The organism is Burkholderia sp. E168m23, assembly GCF_016586125.1.
GTDB lineage: Bacteria > Pseudomonadota > Gammaproteobacteria > Burkholderiales > Burkholderiaceae > Burkholderia > Burkholderia orbicola.
In genome coordinates this window covers 1-16072 of sequence record NZ_BCPP01000043.1, presented here as the reverse complement: position 1 = coordinate 16072, position 16072 = coordinate 1, and the positions used below count along the sequence as shown (strand labels likewise).

Below are 16072 nucleotides of genomic sequence, written 5' to 3'. Positions count from 1 at the left end.
GAAGGTCTTCGCGCAAGGGCTCGCGCGCGATCCTCGGTCGCCGGTCGCCGAGCTCAACGAGACGACGAAAGACGCGTGAGCGCGCGCGGTTGCAGGTCGCTCGCGGCGCACAGGCCCGCGAACTGACGAATGATGCGCTGCGTCGGCGCGCTGGCCGGCCAGTGCGATACCGCGTCGATGCCGACCCAGCGGCACAGTGCGATTTCCCGGCCCGGGCACGCGTGCGCGCCGAGCGGCAGGCTCGCGACGAAGACGTGATGGCGTTTCACGCTGCCGTCCACGTAGAAGAAATACGCGAGTTCGAGATCGGCGAGCCCCGTTTCCTCCCGAAGTTCGCGATGCGCGGCGTCGAGCGCCGATTCGCCGCGCCGAATCACGCCGCCCGGCAGTGTCCAGCGCGACGCTCGCCCGCGCGCGACCAGCAGCACACGCTGGTTGCGATGGCAGATGATCGTCGCGCGTTCCTTCGCCAGCGGCGCCAGCGGCACCGCGCGAACAGGGAAATCGGCCGGGTCGGGTAGCGTCATGCAAGGCAGGCAACGGGTGATTGAAAGATCCACGGCCTTGTACAGCAACGTGCATGCCCGCTTCGCCGCCGCGCCGGCCGGCATGCGGACGTTTCAGGGCCGCTGCCCGATCGCCGTCCGCGATTTTTCAACGGCTTGTCATTTCTGCCGCCGGCCATCGAGGGCGGGCCGTGCGGCGCGACGTATGAACTATCGCGAGTCGTCCGGTTCGTCGGGCCGATGCGGCGTCCCGCTTTCCGGCTCGGTCGGCTTGCCTTCGGCGGGGTCGTGGGCGCTGCGCGGCGGCGGCGTGCCCGTGCCGCGGCGCTTGCCTTCGGGGCCGGGCGTGCTGTCGCCGCGATCTTCGCCGCGTGTGTCGGTGTCGAGCGAGGTGGAGCGTGTCATGGTTCGCGAGTCCTGTCGGGGGGCGGTCGAAGTGCACGCATCGCGCATCGTGCATGCCGCGGTCGGACGAAGCAGGTGGCCGGGCCCGCCGTTTGCTTGATCGCGCGCTTGAGGTCGGCGCGAGCAATGTCGCCCGCGCCGCCGCCTGGAGCCCCGTTTCATGCCCGATGCGATCCTGTGCCCGTTGTCCGTTCGTGAGCGATGGTGCGTCGCGGTCCGGCGCGCGTTGACGCCCGGACCGCGACGCACCGGCGCGCCGGACGCGTTCGCGCCGGCGGTGGCCGGTGTCGCCCTGTCGACGCCGATGATGCCGATGATGCCGATGCGCGTGCCTTGGCCGGTGTTCGAGCGCTGGCCCACCGCCATCGCCCGTGCAGGCGACGGCCAGTCCGGCGGCGGCAGCGGCTCGGGCGCCGCGCCAGGCCGCAACGGCGAGCACTCGACCGACGCGCCGGGCGGCGGTGGCGGCGACGACCATCCGCACGACGATCGCGGCGGCCGCACCGGCGGCGACGGGGATGGCAACGACGGCGACGGCGAACGCAAGCGGCCCGGCAAGAAGCCGCTGATCATCCTGGGCGCGGTGGTGTTCGTGCTGCTGATCGGCGGGCTCGTGTGGTGGTTCGCGACGCGCAACCAGGAAAGCACCGACGATGCGTATACCGACGGCAACGCGATCGCGGTCGCGCCGCACGTGTCCGGCTACGTGACGCGCCTGGCGGTCGACGACAACACCTTCGTGCGGCGCGGCGACGTGCTCGTCGAGATCGATCCGCGCGACTACCGCGCGCAGGTCGACGCGGCGCAGGCCCAGCTCGGTCTCGCGCAGGCGCAGCTCGACGCGGCGCGCGTGCAGCTCGATATCGCCCGCGTGCAGTATCCGGCCCAGTACCGGCAGGCGCGCGCGCAGATCGAATCGGCGGAAGCCGCGTACCGGCAGGCGCTCGCCGCGCAGTCCCGCCAGCGGGCGGTCGATGCGCGCGCAACCTCGCAGCAGGCGATCGACGCGGCCGATGCGCAGCGCGCGACCGCCGACGCGAACGTCGCGATGGCCCAGGCGCAGGCGCGCACCGCGAGCCTCGTGCCGCAGCAGATCCGGCAGGCCGAGACGGCCGTCGAGGAACGCCGCCAGCAGGTGCTGCAGGCGCGCGCGCAGCTCGAGACGGCCAACCTGAACCTGTCGTACTGCGAGATGCGCGCGCCGTCCGACGGCTGGGTCACGCGGCGCAACGTGCAACTGGGCTCATTCCTGCAACCGGGCACGTCGATCTTCTCGATCGTCACGCCGCGCGTGTGGGTCACCGCGAATTTCAAGGAGTCGCAGCTCGAGCGGATGCGCATCGGCGACCGTGTCGACGTGTCGGTCGACGCGTATCCCGATCTCGACCTGCACGGCCACGTCGACAGCATCCAGCTCGGCAGCGGCTCGCGCTTCTCCGCATTCCCGACCGAGAACGCGACCGGCAACTTCGTGAAGATCGTGCAGCGCGTGCCGGTGAAGATCGTGCTCGACGGCCCGCTGCCGACCCGTCCACCGCTCGGTCTCGGCCTGTCGGCCGTGCCGACCGTCCACCTGAAATGACCGGCCGCCGTGCCGCGGCCGGTGTCGACCGGAGCGATCCGATGCCCGATACCCGCATGCCGTTCCCGTTTCGCGAGGCCCGCCGATGAACCGGCCGCCCGAGCGCGGCGGCGCGTCCGGCGGCACCTGGCGACCCGCCGCGAACCCGTGGCTCATCGCGATCGTCGTCACGCTCGCCGCATTCATGGAAGTGCTCGACACGACGATCGTCAACGTCGCGCTGCCGCACATCGCCGGCACGATGTCGGCGAGCTACGACGAGGCGACCTGGACGCTCACGTCGTATCTTGTCGCGAACGGCATCGTGCTGCCGATTTCGGGGTTCCTCGGGCGCCTGCTTGGCCGCAAGCGCTACTTCCTGCTGTGCATCGCCGCGTTTACCGTGTGCTCGTTCCTGTGCGGCGTCGCGACCAACCTCGGCGAACTGATCGTGTTCCGCGTGCTGCAAGGGCTGTTCGGCGGCGGGCTGCAGCCGAACCAGCAGTCGATCATCCTCGATACGTTTCCGCCCGAGCAGCGCAATCGCGCGTTCTCGATCTCGGCGATCGCGATCGTCGTCGCGCCGGTGCTCGGGCCGACGCTCGGCGGCTGGATCACCGACCATTTCTCGTGGCGCTGGGTGTTCCTGCTCAACGTGCCGATCGGCGCGCTGACCGTGCTCGCGGTGATGCAGCTCGTCGAGGACCCGCCGTGGCGGCGCGACGCCGAACGCGGAATCTCGATCGACTACATCGGCATCGGGCTGATCGCGATCGGGCTCGGCTGCCTGCAGGTGATGCTCGATCGCGGCGAGGACGAGGACTGGTTCGGCTCGAACTTCATCCGCGTCTTCGCCGTGCTGTCCGTGCTCGGGCTGGTCGGCGCGACGCTGTGGCTGCTGCGTACGAAGAAACCGGTGGTCGACCTGTCGTGCCTGCGCGACCGCAATTTCGCGCTCGGCTGCGTGACGATCGCGACGTTCGCGGCCGTGCTGTACGGCAGCGCGGTGATCGTGCCGCAGCTCGCGCAGCAGCGTCTCGGCTACACGGCGACGCTCGCGGGGCTCGTGCTGTCGCCCGGCGCGCTGCTGATCACGCTCGAGATTCCGCTCGTGAGCCGGCTGATGCCGCACGTGCAGACGCGCTATCTGGTCGGGTTCGGCTTCGTGCTGCTGTGCGCTTCGCTGATCTATTCGCGCACGCTGGTGCCGGACATCGACTACACGCACCTGATGTTGATCCGCTGCGCGCAGTCGCTCGCGATCGGCTTCATGTTCGTGCCGATCACGACGCTCGCGTACCTGACCGTGCCGCAGCGGCTCAACGACGACGCGTCCGCGCTGTTCACGATGTTCCGCAACGTCGCGGGCTCGATCGGCATCTCGGTGTCGACCGCGCTGATCCGCGAGCGCACGCAGGCGCGCATGGCGCATCTGTCCACGCACATGTCGACGCTGTCGCAGAACTTCCAGGATGCGTTGCAGGAGAATGCGCGCGCGATCGGCGCGCTGACGGGCGCGCAGCCGTCGGCCGCGCTGCAGACGGCGAGCGGGCGGCTGTACCAGACCTTCATCGAACAGGCGACGATCCTCGCGTATATCGACGTGTTCGCGATCCTCGCGGTGTTCTGCGCGTTCAGCATTCCGCTGACGTTCCTGTTCTCGCCGGCGAAGGCCGCGGGCGGCGCGGGAGGGCATTGATGATGACGATGCATCGACGCGGCCGTTGCCGACATTCGCTACCCGCACGCGGAATCGCCGCGATGCTCGCCGCCTGCGCGGTGCTTGCGGGCTGTACCGTCGGACCGGATTTCAAGCCGCCGCAGGCGGACGCGCCGGCCAACTGGCATGACTTGCAGGCCGCGGACGCGGCATCGCCGGCATCGGGCGCGTCAGCGGCATCGGCTGCATCAGCGGCATCGGCCCCCGGCGCACATGCGCCATCGTCGCCGGTGACGAGCGCCGATCCCGATCCGCGCTGGTGGCGCGCGTTCGGCGATCCGCTGCTCGACCAGCTCGTCGAGCGCGCCGCGCATGACAACCTCGACGTGCAGGCCGCCGTGCTGCGCATCGCCCAGGCGCGCGCGCAGGTCCGCGCGGCCGCCGCGCAGGGTTTGCCGGACGTGCGTGCGACCGCGAGCTACCAGCGCGAACAACTCGGCCTGAAAGGGATCGTCGAGGAGCAGGGCATCGACCAGCGGGTCGATCGTCTCGGCGCGCCGGGCTCGCCGCTCGACCGGTTCGGGCCGGGCACCGGCGCGAGCGTGCAGCAAGGCGCGCGCGGCGCGCTCGATGCGCTCGAAGCGCCGGTCAACCTGTGGCAGGCCGGGTTCGACGCATCGTGGGAGCTGGACCTGTTCGGCCGGGTGCGCCGCTCGGTCGAAGCGGCCGGCGCGCAGGCGAGCGCGGCGATCGCGAGCCGCGACGATGCGCTGCTGTCGCTGGAAGCCGAAGTCGCGCAGACCTATCTGCAACTGCGCGGCGCGCAAGCGCAGCGCGCGCTGGCCGACGATCTGCAACGCGCGCAGCGGGAACTGCTCGACCTGACGCGCGAGCAGGCCGCGCACGGTCTCGCGAGCGATCTCGACGTGCGCAGCGCCGAGGCGCGGCTCGCGCAGATCCGCACGCAACTGCCGCAGTTCGACCAGCAGATCGTGCTGCTGCGCAACGGTCTCGCGTATCTGGTGGGCGGCGCGCCGGGCGCGCTCGACGACTGGCTCGACGCGCCGCGCGCGTTGCCGGACGTGCCGCCGGCCGTGCCCGTCGGGCTGCCGTCGACGCTCGCGCGCCGGCGCCCCGACATCCGCCGCGCGGAGGCCGAGCTGCATGCGGCCACCGCCGACGTCGGCGTCGCGGTCGCGCAGTTCTATCCGGACATCTCGTTGACGGGGCAAGTCGGGTTGCGTGCGTCGCACGTGCGCGAGCTCGCGCACTGGTCGCACCTGTTCTATTCGTTCGGACCGGCCGTCTCGCTGCCGATCTTCTCCGGCGGGCAGCTCGTGTCGAACCTGCGGCTGTCGCAGGCGCGCCAGGCGGAAGCGGCGCTCGCCTACCGCCAGGCCGTGCTCGTCGCGCTGCGCGACGTCGACAATGCGCTGGCCGTGTACCGCACCGACCAGGCGCGCGCGGCCGCGCTCGACGATGCGGTGAAGGCCGAACAGGGCGCGCTGGATCTCGCACGCGATCGCTACAGGAAAGGGCTGTCGCCGTTCCTCGACGTGCTGGACGCCGAGCGGCAATGGTCGGAAGGCCGGCAGCAGGCCGAGCAGGGCGCGTTGCAGAAGACGACCGATCTCGTCGCGCTGTACAAGGCGCTCGGCGGCGGATGGGAGGCCGGCTCGGGCACGAACTCGGATGCGGGGGCAGAGGCGGCACGCACCAGATAGCCGCAAGCGCGTGCCGGGCTTCGCGAGCCGCGCTCGCGCAACGTCGTTCGCCGGCCCGCGCGCGGCCTCAATCCCACGCGTGCTTGCTGAACTGATAGCCCTTCGAGCGGATGGTCTTGATCCGCTTCGGTTCGTTCGCATCGTCGCGCAGCTTGCGGCGCAGCTTCGAGATGCGGCCGTCGATCGACCGATCGAGGCCGTCGAACGCGATGCCGCGCAGCAGCAGCGTCAGGTCTTCCCGGCTGACCACCTCGCCCGCGCGGCATACGAGCGCCCACAGCAGGTCGAATTCGGTCGACGTCAGGCGCGGCATGCTGCCGTCGGGAAGATGCACGCGACGGTCGGCCCGGTCGATCGAGAACTTGCCGAACACGTATCGCTGCGGCGAATCCGGCACGGGCTCGCCGGCCGGCACGCGCGTACGTCGCAACTGCGCCTTGATCCGCGCGAGCAGCAGGCGCGGCTCGACCGGCTTGCGGAGAAAGTCGTCCGCGCCGAGTTCCAGGCCGAGCAATTCGTCGAACGGTTCGTCGCGGCCCGTCACCATGATGACGATGCCGTCGTAATGCATGCGCGCCTCGCGGCAGATCTCGAAGCCGTCCTTGCCCGGCAGGTTGACGTCGAGCAGCACGAGATCGGGGCGGCTCGCGACGATCGCCGGTACCGCGCCGGTGCCGTCGAACAACGTCTCCACCCGGTAATGATGCTTGCGCAGATAGTCGGCGATCAGCGCGGACAGCGGGACGTCGTCTTCGACGAGCAGGATTCGAATGGGCATCGGTAAACGAAGGGGCAAAACGGGAAGGTGGCGAGCGGTCAGGCCCAGTCCGAACGCGTCGTAGCCGAAGCGACGTGGATGATACTGCGCAACATTCCGACGGAATGTGACGAAATCTGGATCGTTCGGTGAGCTTAGCTGTGGGCCAATCGCTGCCGCCGGGTGGAAAGCGCGGGGTGGGTAGCGTCAGGCCGCTTGTGAGGTTGAAACAGGTCGATGCGAGGTCCGGCGCGGCGCGCGCGATGATGCACGAGCGGGCATCCTTCAGACGAAAACGTTTGCGCCGATCCGGCGTCGGCGAACCTCGCTTGCACCGGCCGAACCCAGGCCAGGCAAGGTTAGTCGACATATCATTACAAAATATTACCGACGTGGGCGCGTCTCGGTCCCTACAATTCCCGAACCTGACTTACGCGCCTCGCATACTGCGATGGCCTCTGTTTTCCGGTCGCATCGACGGCCGGTTTCGACGACCCGTCGAGTCAGGCTGCTCGCGGGCGGAACCGGGATGCGCGTGGGTCGGATCGATGCCGCACCGGCTCGCGACGGGTCGGCAAGCGGAGACAAGACGAATGATTCACGGAAATCACGGGATTCACGGGGAAGCGAAATGACGCCGTTGCAAGTCGTCCTGAGTCTCGATGCACTCACGCATGCGATCGAAGCCGCGGTGGCGCGCGCCGACTGGAACGAGGCCGTCCGCGCTGCCGAGATGCGTTCGGCGTTCATCGTTGCGCTTGCACCCGATCAACCGGACGAGGTCATGTCGGCGCTGATGAAAGTGCAGGAGATCGATGTCCGGATCTCCACCGTCGCGCGCGAAACGCTGGAGGCGCTCCTCGCGGAGGGCTGGACGGCGTTGCACGCCACCCGCGCGGCAACGAACGCGCTGAGGGTGCAGCAGCGGTCGCTCGAGACCGGCGCCGCGGCAACGCGACATTGAGATTCGTTTCCTTCGGTGCTGGCATGAGATTCAGAAAACGCACGAGTCAGGTCGATGCAACACGATGGTTCGCCGAGGGCGACCATGAACGGGTAGAGCGTCGTGAGGGCAAGTGGGCGGTCGCGACGCCGGAAGGCTGGCGATCGGTGAAGCCGGGCGACTGGATCGTGCGCGATGAATGCGGCAACTGCTGGCCGATGGAAGACGGCCTCTTCATGCATTGCTACGAACCGGCAGCGGACTGACTCGGCTGCCGGTTCGCCGCGCTTACCGGCTCTTGCGCGAGAACATCAGCGAATCGGCGTCGTTGAAGCGGATGCGCCGCGGCTCGCCGTAACCGGCTTTCTCCGCGACCCGGATCGAGGCGACGTTGGTCGGCGCGATCAGGCACACGCTGCGCTCGAACCGCTGCTGTGCGTCGAGCCATGCGAGCGCGGCCGCGAGCGCCTCCGTCGCGTAGCCATTGCCTTGCGCCCACGTCGCCAGCGCCCAGCCGGCTTCCGGCACGCCGCGAATCGGCGGCTCGATGTTCCGATGAAAATCCGCGAAGCCGAGATCGCCGACATAACGGCCCGACGCCTTTTCTCGAATCGCCCAGTAGCCATAGCCGAGCAGTGGCCACAGCCCGCGATACGCGAGCATGCGCATCCACGAGTCGCGCGGTGTGGAGGGCGTGCCGTTGAAGATGTGCGCGACGACGCCGGGCTCCGCCCACATCGCGGCGAGTGCGTCGAAGTCGCCGAGCGGATGGCCTTCGAGAATCAGGCGCGGCGTGTCGAGAACGGGCGGGGACGAGACGGGTGGCACGGCGCTGAATGTCATCGGGCGTTCCATGAGGGAAAGCGGCACGGCTGCCGCGCTTGGGCTCCGTACGATACCGCGTAAACGGCGAGCGGGGCGCAATGCCCCGCCCGCATCGCGGCATGACGTGCGATCGTGCCCGTCCCGTAGGGTCTTTACTTGCGGCTTTTCAGGAAGGAACGCCCTTCGGCCGTGATCGACGCGCCGGAGCGGCCGTGCGGGGGATGGCTGACGAACCCGGCGCTGACGAGCTCCCGCGCGATCGACCAGCCGAGCGCCGGCGCATCGCGGCCGTAGCGAACATCGGCGAGGCGTTCGAGCGCCCAGATCGCGGAGGCCGACAGGTTGGGGGTGTTGGACGTGAGATTGTCGTTCATCGCTTCCTCGGGAAATGGCGTTTCGGGATGGACGGCGCGTGGCCGCGGGATCGGCGGCGCAAGCGTCAGTCTGCTTGCAGCAACGGCAACAGCGCCTGCAGCGCCGCTTCCTCGTCGGGGCCGGTGGCGAGCACCTGGGCCGACGTGCCGCCGTGAACCTGCAGCGACGCGATCGCGCCGCTGTCTTTTGCGTTGCTGCCGTGCCCGTTCGCGATCAGCTGGATATCGCTGTCGAAACGGCGTGCCGCGTCGACGGTCGCGTCGCGCGCGGCGCGGCCCCGATTACGGTTCCATGCGGGGCCGATTTGAACGTACACGACAGTTGCCACGATGCTGGAAAGCCTCCGGACAGGTGGGCGGAGCGGCGCGCGACCTGCACGGTTGCGCGCGTGTTGCGGACATCGGGCGGCCGGGATGTCACGATTTCCCGCAGGGTCGCGGGGCGCCGGCCGGGCGGAGTGCGCGCGCCATTCGGCGCGAACATGCCGACATCCGCTGCGAAGGCGCATTCAAGTGCGCGGATTGTCGGGAAGTGGATGATTATAATGCATCGGCCAGATCATGTGAATTGCATTATAATGCCGTGTGCGCCGCTGGCGGCCCGTGGCACTGCCGGCGGCCGCGTGGCGGCGCATCCGGGCATGCGACCTGCTCGCCCGGCATCGTCGATCGACCCGAACCTCTCCCCGAATGGAAGCTGCAATGAATGCCCCCGCCTGCCCGCAATGCGCGATGGAAAACACTTACCCGGATGGCGCGCTGACCGTGTGCGCGGACTGCGGCCATGAATGGTCGGCCGACGCCGGCGCCGAGGCCGGCGACGAACCGGCGGGCGACGTCGTCAAGGACGCCAACGGTAACGTGCTGTCGGACGGCGATTCGGTCGTGCTGATCAAGGACCTGCGCGTGAAGGGTTCGTCGATCACGCTGAAGATGGGCACCAAGGTCAAGAGCATCCGGCTCGTCGGCGGCGATCATGAAGTCGACTGCAAGACCGACATGGGCGGCTTCATGCTGAAGGCGTGCTATCTGAAGAAGGTCTGAGCACACGGTTCAGGCAGCCGCTGCATCCGCGTTTTCATCCGCCGCATTTCCAGCCGATTACCCGCACATGGCCGAGGATCGAACTTCCTACGACGCGTTCGTCAGGTTCCTGGCGACGCCGCTGAACGACGGCCGGCCGTTCGTGCTGGAGACGCAGCACGCGGTCTCGCTGCACTTCGATCATTTCGGCACCCAGAGCTTCATGTCGCTGCGCGATCCGGTGCGGCTCGCGCTCGGCTATACGCGCGTGATGATGGGTTTCCTGCTGTTGCAGGCCGAGCCGGCGCACATCTGCATGCTCGGGCTCGGCGGCGGGTCGCTCGCGAAGTACTGCTACCGCCACCTGCCCGGCACGACGCTCGATGCGGTCGAGATCAATCCGGACGTGATCGCGCTGCGCGACGTGTTCAGGATTCCTGCCGATGATGCGCGCTTTCGCGTGGTATGCGCGGACGGCGCGGATCATCTCGAGCGGGCGGACGTCCGGACGGACGTGATCCTGCACGACGCGTTCGTCGCCGACGGGAGGCGCGGGCGCTGTACGGGCGGCATATTCCTCGATATGTGCCGCGCGCGCCTGAGCGAATCCGGCGTGCTCGCGATCAACTTCATGGACGACGATCCGGCCTTGCCGGAGCACCTCGAGCAACTGCGATCGGTATTCGGTTCGTCGTATGCGCTGGTGCCGTGTGGCGACGACAACAACTTCGTTGCATTCGCGTGGAAGGGCGGCAGCCGGCTGCCGTCGTTGCGTACCCTGCTGGAGCGGGCGCTCGCCTGCCCGCAGGCCGGCGAACTGAAGCTCGCTGCCACCGCGCGGCGCATGAAGCACGGCGAGGGCATCGATCCGCGGCGGCTGGTGTGGCGTGCGCAATCGCACGAACGTTGGGAGATCGGCGCGTAACGGTGCCGGGGTGCCGGGGGTACCCGGCCGGCGCCACGCGGCCTTGACGGCCGCGCTTACTTCACGCGCTTGCCGATCGCGCTGCGGGTCTTGTACGTGACGCCGTGCCGGTCGAGATATTCGCGGATCAACTGCCGGACGACTTGCGACGGCGTAAGATCCTGCTCCGCGCAGAGCATCTCGAAGGCTTCCTTCTTCGCGGGATCGATCAGGACGGTCAGGCGGGCGGTTTTCGTTTCCATGACGGGGCGAGGGTGGTCGGTATGTTAATCAAATTATAATCGATCCGCTTTCGGCGTTACCGCGCGCGCCGCGCGCACTGCCCGTGGCGCACGATCAGCGTTGGCTGCGCAGCAGCGCGAGCAGGTCGTCGATCACCGGCACGATGGCGAGCGTGACGAGCACCGCAGCGAGCGGCACGGTCGACACGTAGCCCACATGCTTGAAGCCGATGGCGCCGGCCAGGCCACCGACGAAGAACGACGCGAGCATCGTCGCGTGTATCCGCAGTTTCGAACGGTTGGCGATCACCGCGTGCGCGTCGACATCGATGGCCGAGCGGTTCCAGTAGAACAGCTTCCCGAGCTCGATGCCGAGGTCGGTCACGATGCCCGTGACGTGGGTCGTGCGGATTTCCGCACCGGACAACTTCGTGATCGTCGCGTTCTGCAGCCCCATGATGAAGCACAGCAGCGTCACGGTCACCGGCACGAAGAACGTTTCCCACAGCGCGAGGTGGCTGCCGAGCAGCCCGAACAGCAACAGCAGCGCGGCTTCGACCAGCAGCGGCAGCATGAACTGGCTGTGCAGGCCCCGGCGGCGCCCCCAGTTGACGAGGATCGCCGAGCAACTGGCGCCGATCAGGAACGACCCCAGCGAGCTGATGCCGGCGAGCGCGAGCCGCACGTCACCGAGCGCCGTCTGGTCGGCGATTGCCGACACGATGCCGCTCATGTGCGACGTGTATTGCTTGACCGCGAGAAAGCCGCCGGCGTTGGCCGCGCCGGCGACGAACGCGAGCGAAAACCCGAGCTGGCGGTTCGCGGTCGCGCTGCGGTGTTTTCCCGTCAGGTTTCGAAAGTACTGCGCTGGCATAAGGGCTTCGCTCGATCGTCGCGGATTCGCGGGCACAGGCGGAAAAGCGATGCCGGGCGGCGTGACGGGCACGCCGCTTGCACCGGATACCGGGCTGTCGAATCATGTGATGAACATGATAATGTCATTATCATACCCTGTTGGCCGGATGGTGCTTTCAGTACAATGGTGCAATGCGCCGCCGGCCGGCTGTTTCGCCGCTGCGCGGCGCGCGCCCGCGATTCCCTTCTGCCCACCGCTTCATGACCCCGATCAAGTTCATCCTTCGCTACACGGCGATCCCGTTCACGGCCATCGTCGCCGTGGTGATCTGGACTGTCATACCATCGTCGAAAGAGATCGATGCGAGACAATACGCGGCGCTGTCGCGCGCGTACGCGAGTTTCCCGCTGCCGTTTAGGCGCGAGATCTCGGACACGATGGCGCACGGCACGATCAACGACCGGCGCTACCAGGCGCTGGTGCGCGATTCGCTGGGCAACGGCGTCGCGCTGGACTGGCCGGCGTCGGGCGTCGGTGGCGTCGCCGACGAGCGGCAAAAACTGGCCGAACTGATTCAGGCCGATTCGGATCTTCAAAGGCAACGGCAATGAAAACCCTGCTGGTTTCTGTGGCATTCGCGATGATCATCGCGAGTCTGATCTTCGCGCTGTACTTCATGAATCACGATCGCGGCAAGTCCAAGCGGATGGCGTGGTCGCTCGCCGCGCGCGTCGGGTTGTCGGTCACGCTGTTCCTGTCGCTGCTGATCGCGTACAAGCTCGGCTGGATCGAGCCGACCGGGTTGCCGATCGGGCGCTGACGCGCGGTTGCCGCGCGGGTGCCGGGCGGTTCGATTCCGCGTGATCGCGCCGAAGCGGACTTGACGGCGAGCACCGGTGGTCGATCAGCCCGACGAGGCGGTTCGACCGGGGCAGGCAGCCGTCATGCGAGCGCGGTGAGCGTCGGCGCGGTAGCCGTGCCGCCGGGCAGCGTGGGCAGTGCGTCGAGAAGCGACGCGGTATACGGGTGCGACGGCGCGTCGAATACCTGCGTGACCGGCCCGCTTTCGACCACGCGGCCGCGTCGCATCACGAGAATCCGGTCGGCCACGTGATGCACCACACCCAGGTCATGCGAGATGAACAGCATCGCGGTGCCGTGTTCGGCCTGCAGATCGGCGAGCAGGTCGAGCACTTGCGCCTGGATCGACACGTCGAGCGCGCTGACCGGTTCGTCCGCGACGAGCAGCGCCGGGTTGGACGCGAACGCGCGCGCGATCGCGACGCGCTGGCGCTGGCCACCGGACAATTCGCGTGGATAACGGTCGAGGCACGCCGCACCGAGCTGCACTTCGTCGAGCAGTTGCAGCACGCGGCGGCGGCGCGCGTCGCCGTGGAGTCCGACCACCTCGAGCCCTTCGCCGATGATCCGGCGGACCGAATAGCGCGGATCGAACGAACTGTACGGGTCCTGGGCGATCAGCTGCAGCCGCGCACGGCGGGCGCGCCGCGCGGCTTCGGGGATGCCGTTCCATGGCTGCCCGTCGAGCGTGACGGTGCCGGCGTCGGGTTCGACGAGCCCGAGCACGATCCGCGCGACCGTCGATTTGCCGGAACCGGATTCACCGACGATGCCGAGCGTCTCGCCGCGCGCGAGCGAGAACGACACGCCGTCGACGGCGGGCGGCGCATCGCGTCCGCCGTAGCGCTTCGTCAGCGCGTCCACGGCCAGCACCGGTGCCTGTGCGTCGATGCGCTTCGACGGCAGCGGCACGCGCTCGGCGGTCGCCAGCCGGAACCCGCGCGACGTGGCGGTGGGAATCGCCGCGAGCAACGCACGCGTGTACGGATGCGTCGGTGCGCTCAGCACGTCGCGTGCCGGCCCCTGTTCGACGACCTGGCCGGCGCGCATCACGAGCACGCGGTCGGCCAGCTCCGCGACGACCGCGAGGTCGTGGCTGATCAGCAGGATCGCGTCGCCGGCATCCCGGCGCGCACGCAGCAGTGACAGGATCTGGCGTTGCACGGTCATGTCCAGCGCCGTGGTCGGCTCGTCGGCGATCAGCAGCGACGCGCCGCCCGCGATCGCGGTGCCGATCAGCACGCGCTGCCGCAAGCCGCCCGACAACTGATGCGGATACTGCGGCAGCCGCCGCTCGGGATCGTCGATGCCGACCGAGCGCAGCAGGTCGGCGCTGCGCGTGGCGACGTCGCGCTGCCGCGTATCGTGCAACGCCTCCGCGACGAGGTCGCGCACGCGCCACAGCGGGTCGAGCGACACCAGCGCGTCCTGCAGCACGTAGCCGATCCGGCGGCCGCGTATCGCGCGCCAGTCGCGCTCGCGATGGCCGCGCGCATCGATGCCGGCGATCTCGAACCGGTCGGCGTCGATCACCGCGTGCGGGCCGTTCAGCCCGACCAGACTGCGCGCGGTGACCGACTTGCCGGAGCCCGACTCGCCGACGAGCGCGACGCATTCGCCGGCATGCACGGCGAGATCGAGCGGGCCGACGACGGCCTGCGTTCCTCGCGGGCCGCGAAACCCGATCGTCAGGCGCTCGATGCGGGCCAGCGGCGCGGCGGATGAGGTCGTTGCGCGCGCAACGTTAGCGGGCGTGCTCATGCCGCCTCCCGATGTTCGAAGCGCGCCTGCCAGTAGCCGCCGAGCGCGTTCACCGCGATCACGGCCGCGGTGATCGCGAGGCCGGGCCACACCGCGATCCACCACGCGTTGTACAGATAGTTGCGGCCCTCGGCGAGCATCAATCCCCATTCCGCGGCGGGCGGCTGCGGTCCCATCCCGAGGAAGCTCAGCCCCGACGTACCGATGATCGCGGTGCCCAGCCCGATCGTCGCGAGTACCGGTACCTGCGCGATCGCATGCGGCAACACGTGCCGCCATACCAGCACCGCCGGCGCAAGACCGAGCGTGCGCGCGTGCTCGACATAGCCGGATGCCGCGACGACGAAGGTTTGCGCGCGCACCACGCGTGCGAAGCGCGGCACCGACGCGACGCCGAGCGCGAACACGAGGTTGACCGCGCCGGGGCCGGTGAACGAGATCAGCATCAGCGCGAGCAGCAGGTCGGGAAACGCGGACACGACGTCGAGCACGCGCGTGATCAGTTCGTCGAGCCAGCCGCGTGCGAGGCCGGCGAACAGCCCGAGCGCGGTGCCGAACAGCGTCGCGACGCCGATCGCGGCCGCGCTGATCGACAGCGAGTAGCGGGCGCCGTACACGACCCGCGAGAAGATGTCGCGGCCGAGCTGATCGGTGCCGAGCCAGTGCTCGGCGCTGCTGCCGAGCTGCGCGGACAGCGGATCGGCCGCCAGCGGGTCGTAGTGCGCGAGCCAGCCCGGTGCGACGACGGCGATCGCGTTCAGCAGCAGATAGACGGCGGCGAGCGCGAGGCCCGGATGGCGGCGCAGCCAGCCGGCGGCGGCGAATGTCGCGGGCGTGCGCAACGTGAAGTCGATGGGCGTGGACATCGAAGTCTCCGGTTCAACGCGCTGCGCGGCGATCGCGCAGGCGGGGATCGATCAGCAGGTACAGCAGGTCGACGGCCGTGCTGAGCGCGACATAGATGGCCGCCGACAGGATCGCGATCGCGAGGATCACCGGCATGTCCTTCGACAGCACCGCGTCGACCGTCACCTTGCCGAGGCCGGGCCGGCCGAACACCTGCTCGGTGATCACCGCGCCGCTCAGCAGGCCGCCGACGAGCCAGCCGGCGAGCGTGACGGCCGGCAGCGCCGCGTGGCGCAGCGCATGGCGCACGCGCAGCGCGAGTCCGCCGATGCCCCACGAACGCACCGTCAGCGCGTACGGCTCGTCGAGCGCGCGCTCGATGCCTTGCCGCAGTACGCGGCCGATCACCGCGCCCTGCGCGAGCCCGAGCGACAGCGCGGGCAGGACGAGCGACGCGAAGCCGCGATCGCCGGCTACCGGGAACAGCTTCAGCGTAAAGCTGAATACGAACAGCAGCATGATGCCGAGCCAGAACGACGGCGTCGATGCGAGCAGCAGTTCGACGCCCGACGCGGCGCGGCCGGCCCAGCGGCGGCCGGCCGTCAGTACCGCGAGGCCGACCGCGAACACGATCGTCACGACCAGCGCCGCGCCCGTCAGTTTCAGCGTCGGCCACAGCTGGCCGAGCACGAGCGGCGCGACGTCGGTGTTCAGGATGTACGAGCGGCCGAACTCGCCGTGCAGCACGCGCCACAGGTAATGCACGTATTGCAGCGCAAGCGGCTCGTCGAGCCCCCATTCCTGGCGGATCGCGGCTTCGATCT

20 protein-coding genes are annotated in these 16072 nt (G+C 69.0%); 9 read left to right on the top strand and 11 right to left on the bottom strand.

What is annotated here, in order from left to right; all coding sequences use genetic code 11:
• Positions 1-53 precede the first annotated feature (53 nt).
• Positions 54-527: an NUDIX hydrolase gene (locus tag JMF90_RS04160; RefSeq protein ID WP_041489306.1), complete on the bottom strand. Its 474-nt coding sequence runs from the start codon at positions 525-527 to the stop codon at positions 54-56.
• Positions 528-716: 189 nt separating this feature from the next.
• Entirely contained in the window at positions 717-911 is a 195-nt protein-coding gene (locus tag JMF90_RS04155; protein ID WP_077179781.1) for a hypothetical protein, read from the bottom strand.
• Positions 912-1071: 160 nt separating this feature from the next.
• Between JMF90_RS04155 and JMF90_RS04150 the strand changes: the two genes are divergently transcribed.
• The 3 genes from JMF90_RS04150 (at position 1072) to JMF90_RS04140 (ending at position 5856) form a co-directional block, all read left to right on the top strand.
• A complete protein-coding gene (locus JMF90_RS04150) occupies positions 1072-2493 on the top strand; it encodes an HlyD family secretion protein (protein WP_077179782.1) in 1422 nt (473 codons plus the stop codon).
• 85 nt (positions 2494-2578) lie between these two features.
• Positions 2579-4171: a DHA2 family efflux MFS transporter permease subunit gene (locus JMF90_RS04145; RefSeq protein WP_027811531.1), complete on the top strand. Its 1593-nt coding sequence runs from the start codon at positions 2579-2581 to the stop codon at positions 4169-4171.
• Entirely contained in the window at positions 4171-5856 is a 1686-nt protein-coding gene (locus JMF90_RS04140; protein ID WP_054928672.1) for an efflux transporter outer membrane subunit, read from the top strand. The genes JMF90_RS04145 and JMF90_RS04140 overlap by 1 nt, the downstream gene beginning before the upstream one ends.
• Positions 5857-5923: 67 nt before the next feature.
• Here JMF90_RS04140 and JMF90_RS04135 read toward each other — a convergent pair whose 3' ends face one another.
• Entirely contained in the window at positions 5924-6634 is a 711-nt protein-coding gene (locus JMF90_RS04135; protein ID WP_077179784.1) for a response regulator, read from the bottom strand.
• A gap of 610 nt (positions 6635-7244) precedes the next feature.
• Between JMF90_RS04135 and JMF90_RS04130 the strand changes: the two genes are divergently transcribed.
• Together JMF90_RS04130 and JMF90_RS04125 are read left to right on the top strand one after the other, a co-directional pair.
• On the top strand, positions 7245-7577 hold the full coding sequence (locus JMF90_RS04130) for a hypothetical protein (protein WP_043887713.1): 333 nt from the start codon (positions 7245-7247) through the stop codon (positions 7575-7577).
• A 23-nt stretch (positions 7578-7600) separates the two neighbouring features.
• Positions 7601-7822, top strand: a complete 222-nt coding sequence (locus tag JMF90_RS04125; protein WP_023476577.1) for a hypothetical protein — start codon at positions 7601-7603, stop codon at positions 7820-7822.
• A 22-nt stretch (positions 7823-7844) separates the two neighbouring features.
• On the opposite strand, the gene JMF90_RS04120 is transcribed toward JMF90_RS04125, so the two are convergent.
• The 3 genes from JMF90_RS04120 to JMF90_RS04110 form a co-directional block, all read right to left on the bottom strand.
• Positions 7845-8411 carry a GNAT family N-acetyltransferase gene (locus JMF90_RS04120; protein WP_012336702.1) on the bottom strand — a complete coding sequence of 189 codons (567 nt, stop codon included), beginning with the start codon at positions 8409-8411 and terminating at the stop codon, positions 7845-7847.
• 122 nt (positions 8412-8533) lie between these two features.
• Positions 8534-8755, bottom strand: coding sequence for a hypothetical protein (locus JMF90_RS04115; protein WP_011545483.1), 222 nt, complete (start codon positions 8753-8755; stop codon positions 8534-8536).
• A gap of 65 nt (positions 8756-8820) precedes the next feature.
• Positions 8821-9072 carry an HPr family phosphocarrier protein gene (locus JMF90_RS04110; protein ID WP_077179785.1) on the bottom strand — a complete coding sequence of 84 codons (252 nt, stop codon included), beginning with the start codon at positions 9070-9072 and terminating at the stop codon, positions 8821-8823.
• A 373-nt stretch (positions 9073-9445) separates the two neighbouring features.
• On the opposite strand from JMF90_RS04110, the gene JMF90_RS04105 reads away from it, so the two are divergent.
• Both JMF90_RS04105 and JMF90_RS04100 read left to right on the top strand, forming a co-directional pair.
• Positions 9446-9799, top strand: coding sequence for a zinc ribbon domain-containing protein YjdM (locus JMF90_RS04105; protein ID WP_006498247.1), 354 nt, complete (start codon positions 9446-9448; stop codon positions 9797-9799).
• 67 nt (positions 9800-9866) lie between these two features.
• Positions 9867-10703, top strand: coding sequence for a spermidine synthase (locus JMF90_RS04100; RefSeq protein WP_077179786.1), 837 nt, complete (start codon positions 9867-9869; stop codon positions 10701-10703).
• Between the two features lie 56 nt (positions 10704-10759).
• Here the strand turns inward: JMF90_RS04100 and JMF90_RS04095 are convergent, their stop codons facing one another.
• Complete coding sequence (locus JMF90_RS04095) at positions 10760-10945, bottom strand: ribbon-helix-helix protein, CopG family (protein ID WP_006489181.1); 186 nt, start codon at positions 10943-10945, stop codon at positions 10760-10762.
• 94 nt (positions 10946-11039) lie between these two features.
• The gene (locus JMF90_RS04090; protein ID WP_012336706.1) at positions 11040-11798 is read right to left on the bottom strand and encodes a YoaK family protein; all 759 of its coding nucleotides are present in this window, start codon (positions 11796-11798) and stop codon (positions 11040-11042) included.
• Between the two features lie 242 nt (positions 11799-12040).
• On the opposite strand from JMF90_RS04090, the gene JMF90_RS04085 reads away from it, so the two are divergent.
• Both JMF90_RS04085 and JMF90_RS04080 read left to right on the top strand, forming a co-directional pair.
• Positions 12041-12391, top strand: coding sequence for a hypothetical protein (locus JMF90_RS04085; RefSeq protein WP_027806248.1), 351 nt, complete (start codon positions 12041-12043; stop codon positions 12389-12391).
• Entirely contained in the window at positions 12388-12600 is a 213-nt protein-coding gene (locus JMF90_RS04080) for a twin transmembrane helix small protein (protein WP_006489184.1), read from the top strand. Before JMF90_RS04085 ends, JMF90_RS04080 begins: the two co-directional genes overlap by 4 nt.
• Positions 12601-12722: 122 nt before the next feature.
• On the opposite strand, the gene JMF90_RS04075 is transcribed toward JMF90_RS04080, so the two are convergent.
• The 3 genes from JMF90_RS04075 to JMF90_RS04065 form a co-directional block, all read right to left on the bottom strand.
• Positions 12723-14402, bottom strand: coding sequence for an ABC transporter ATP-binding protein (locus JMF90_RS04075; protein WP_077179787.1), 1680 nt, complete (start codon positions 14400-14402; stop codon positions 12723-12725).
• Positions 14399-15268, bottom strand: coding sequence for an ABC transporter permease (locus JMF90_RS04070; RefSeq protein WP_077179788.1), 870 nt, complete (start codon positions 15266-15268; stop codon positions 14399-14401). Before JMF90_RS04070 ends, JMF90_RS04075 begins: the two co-directional genes overlap by 4 nt.
• A 13-nt stretch (positions 15269-15281) precedes the next feature.
• Positions 15282-16072: ABC transporter permease (locus JMF90_RS04065; protein WP_201324963.1), on the bottom strand; the 791-nt coding region annotated here is incomplete at its 5' end.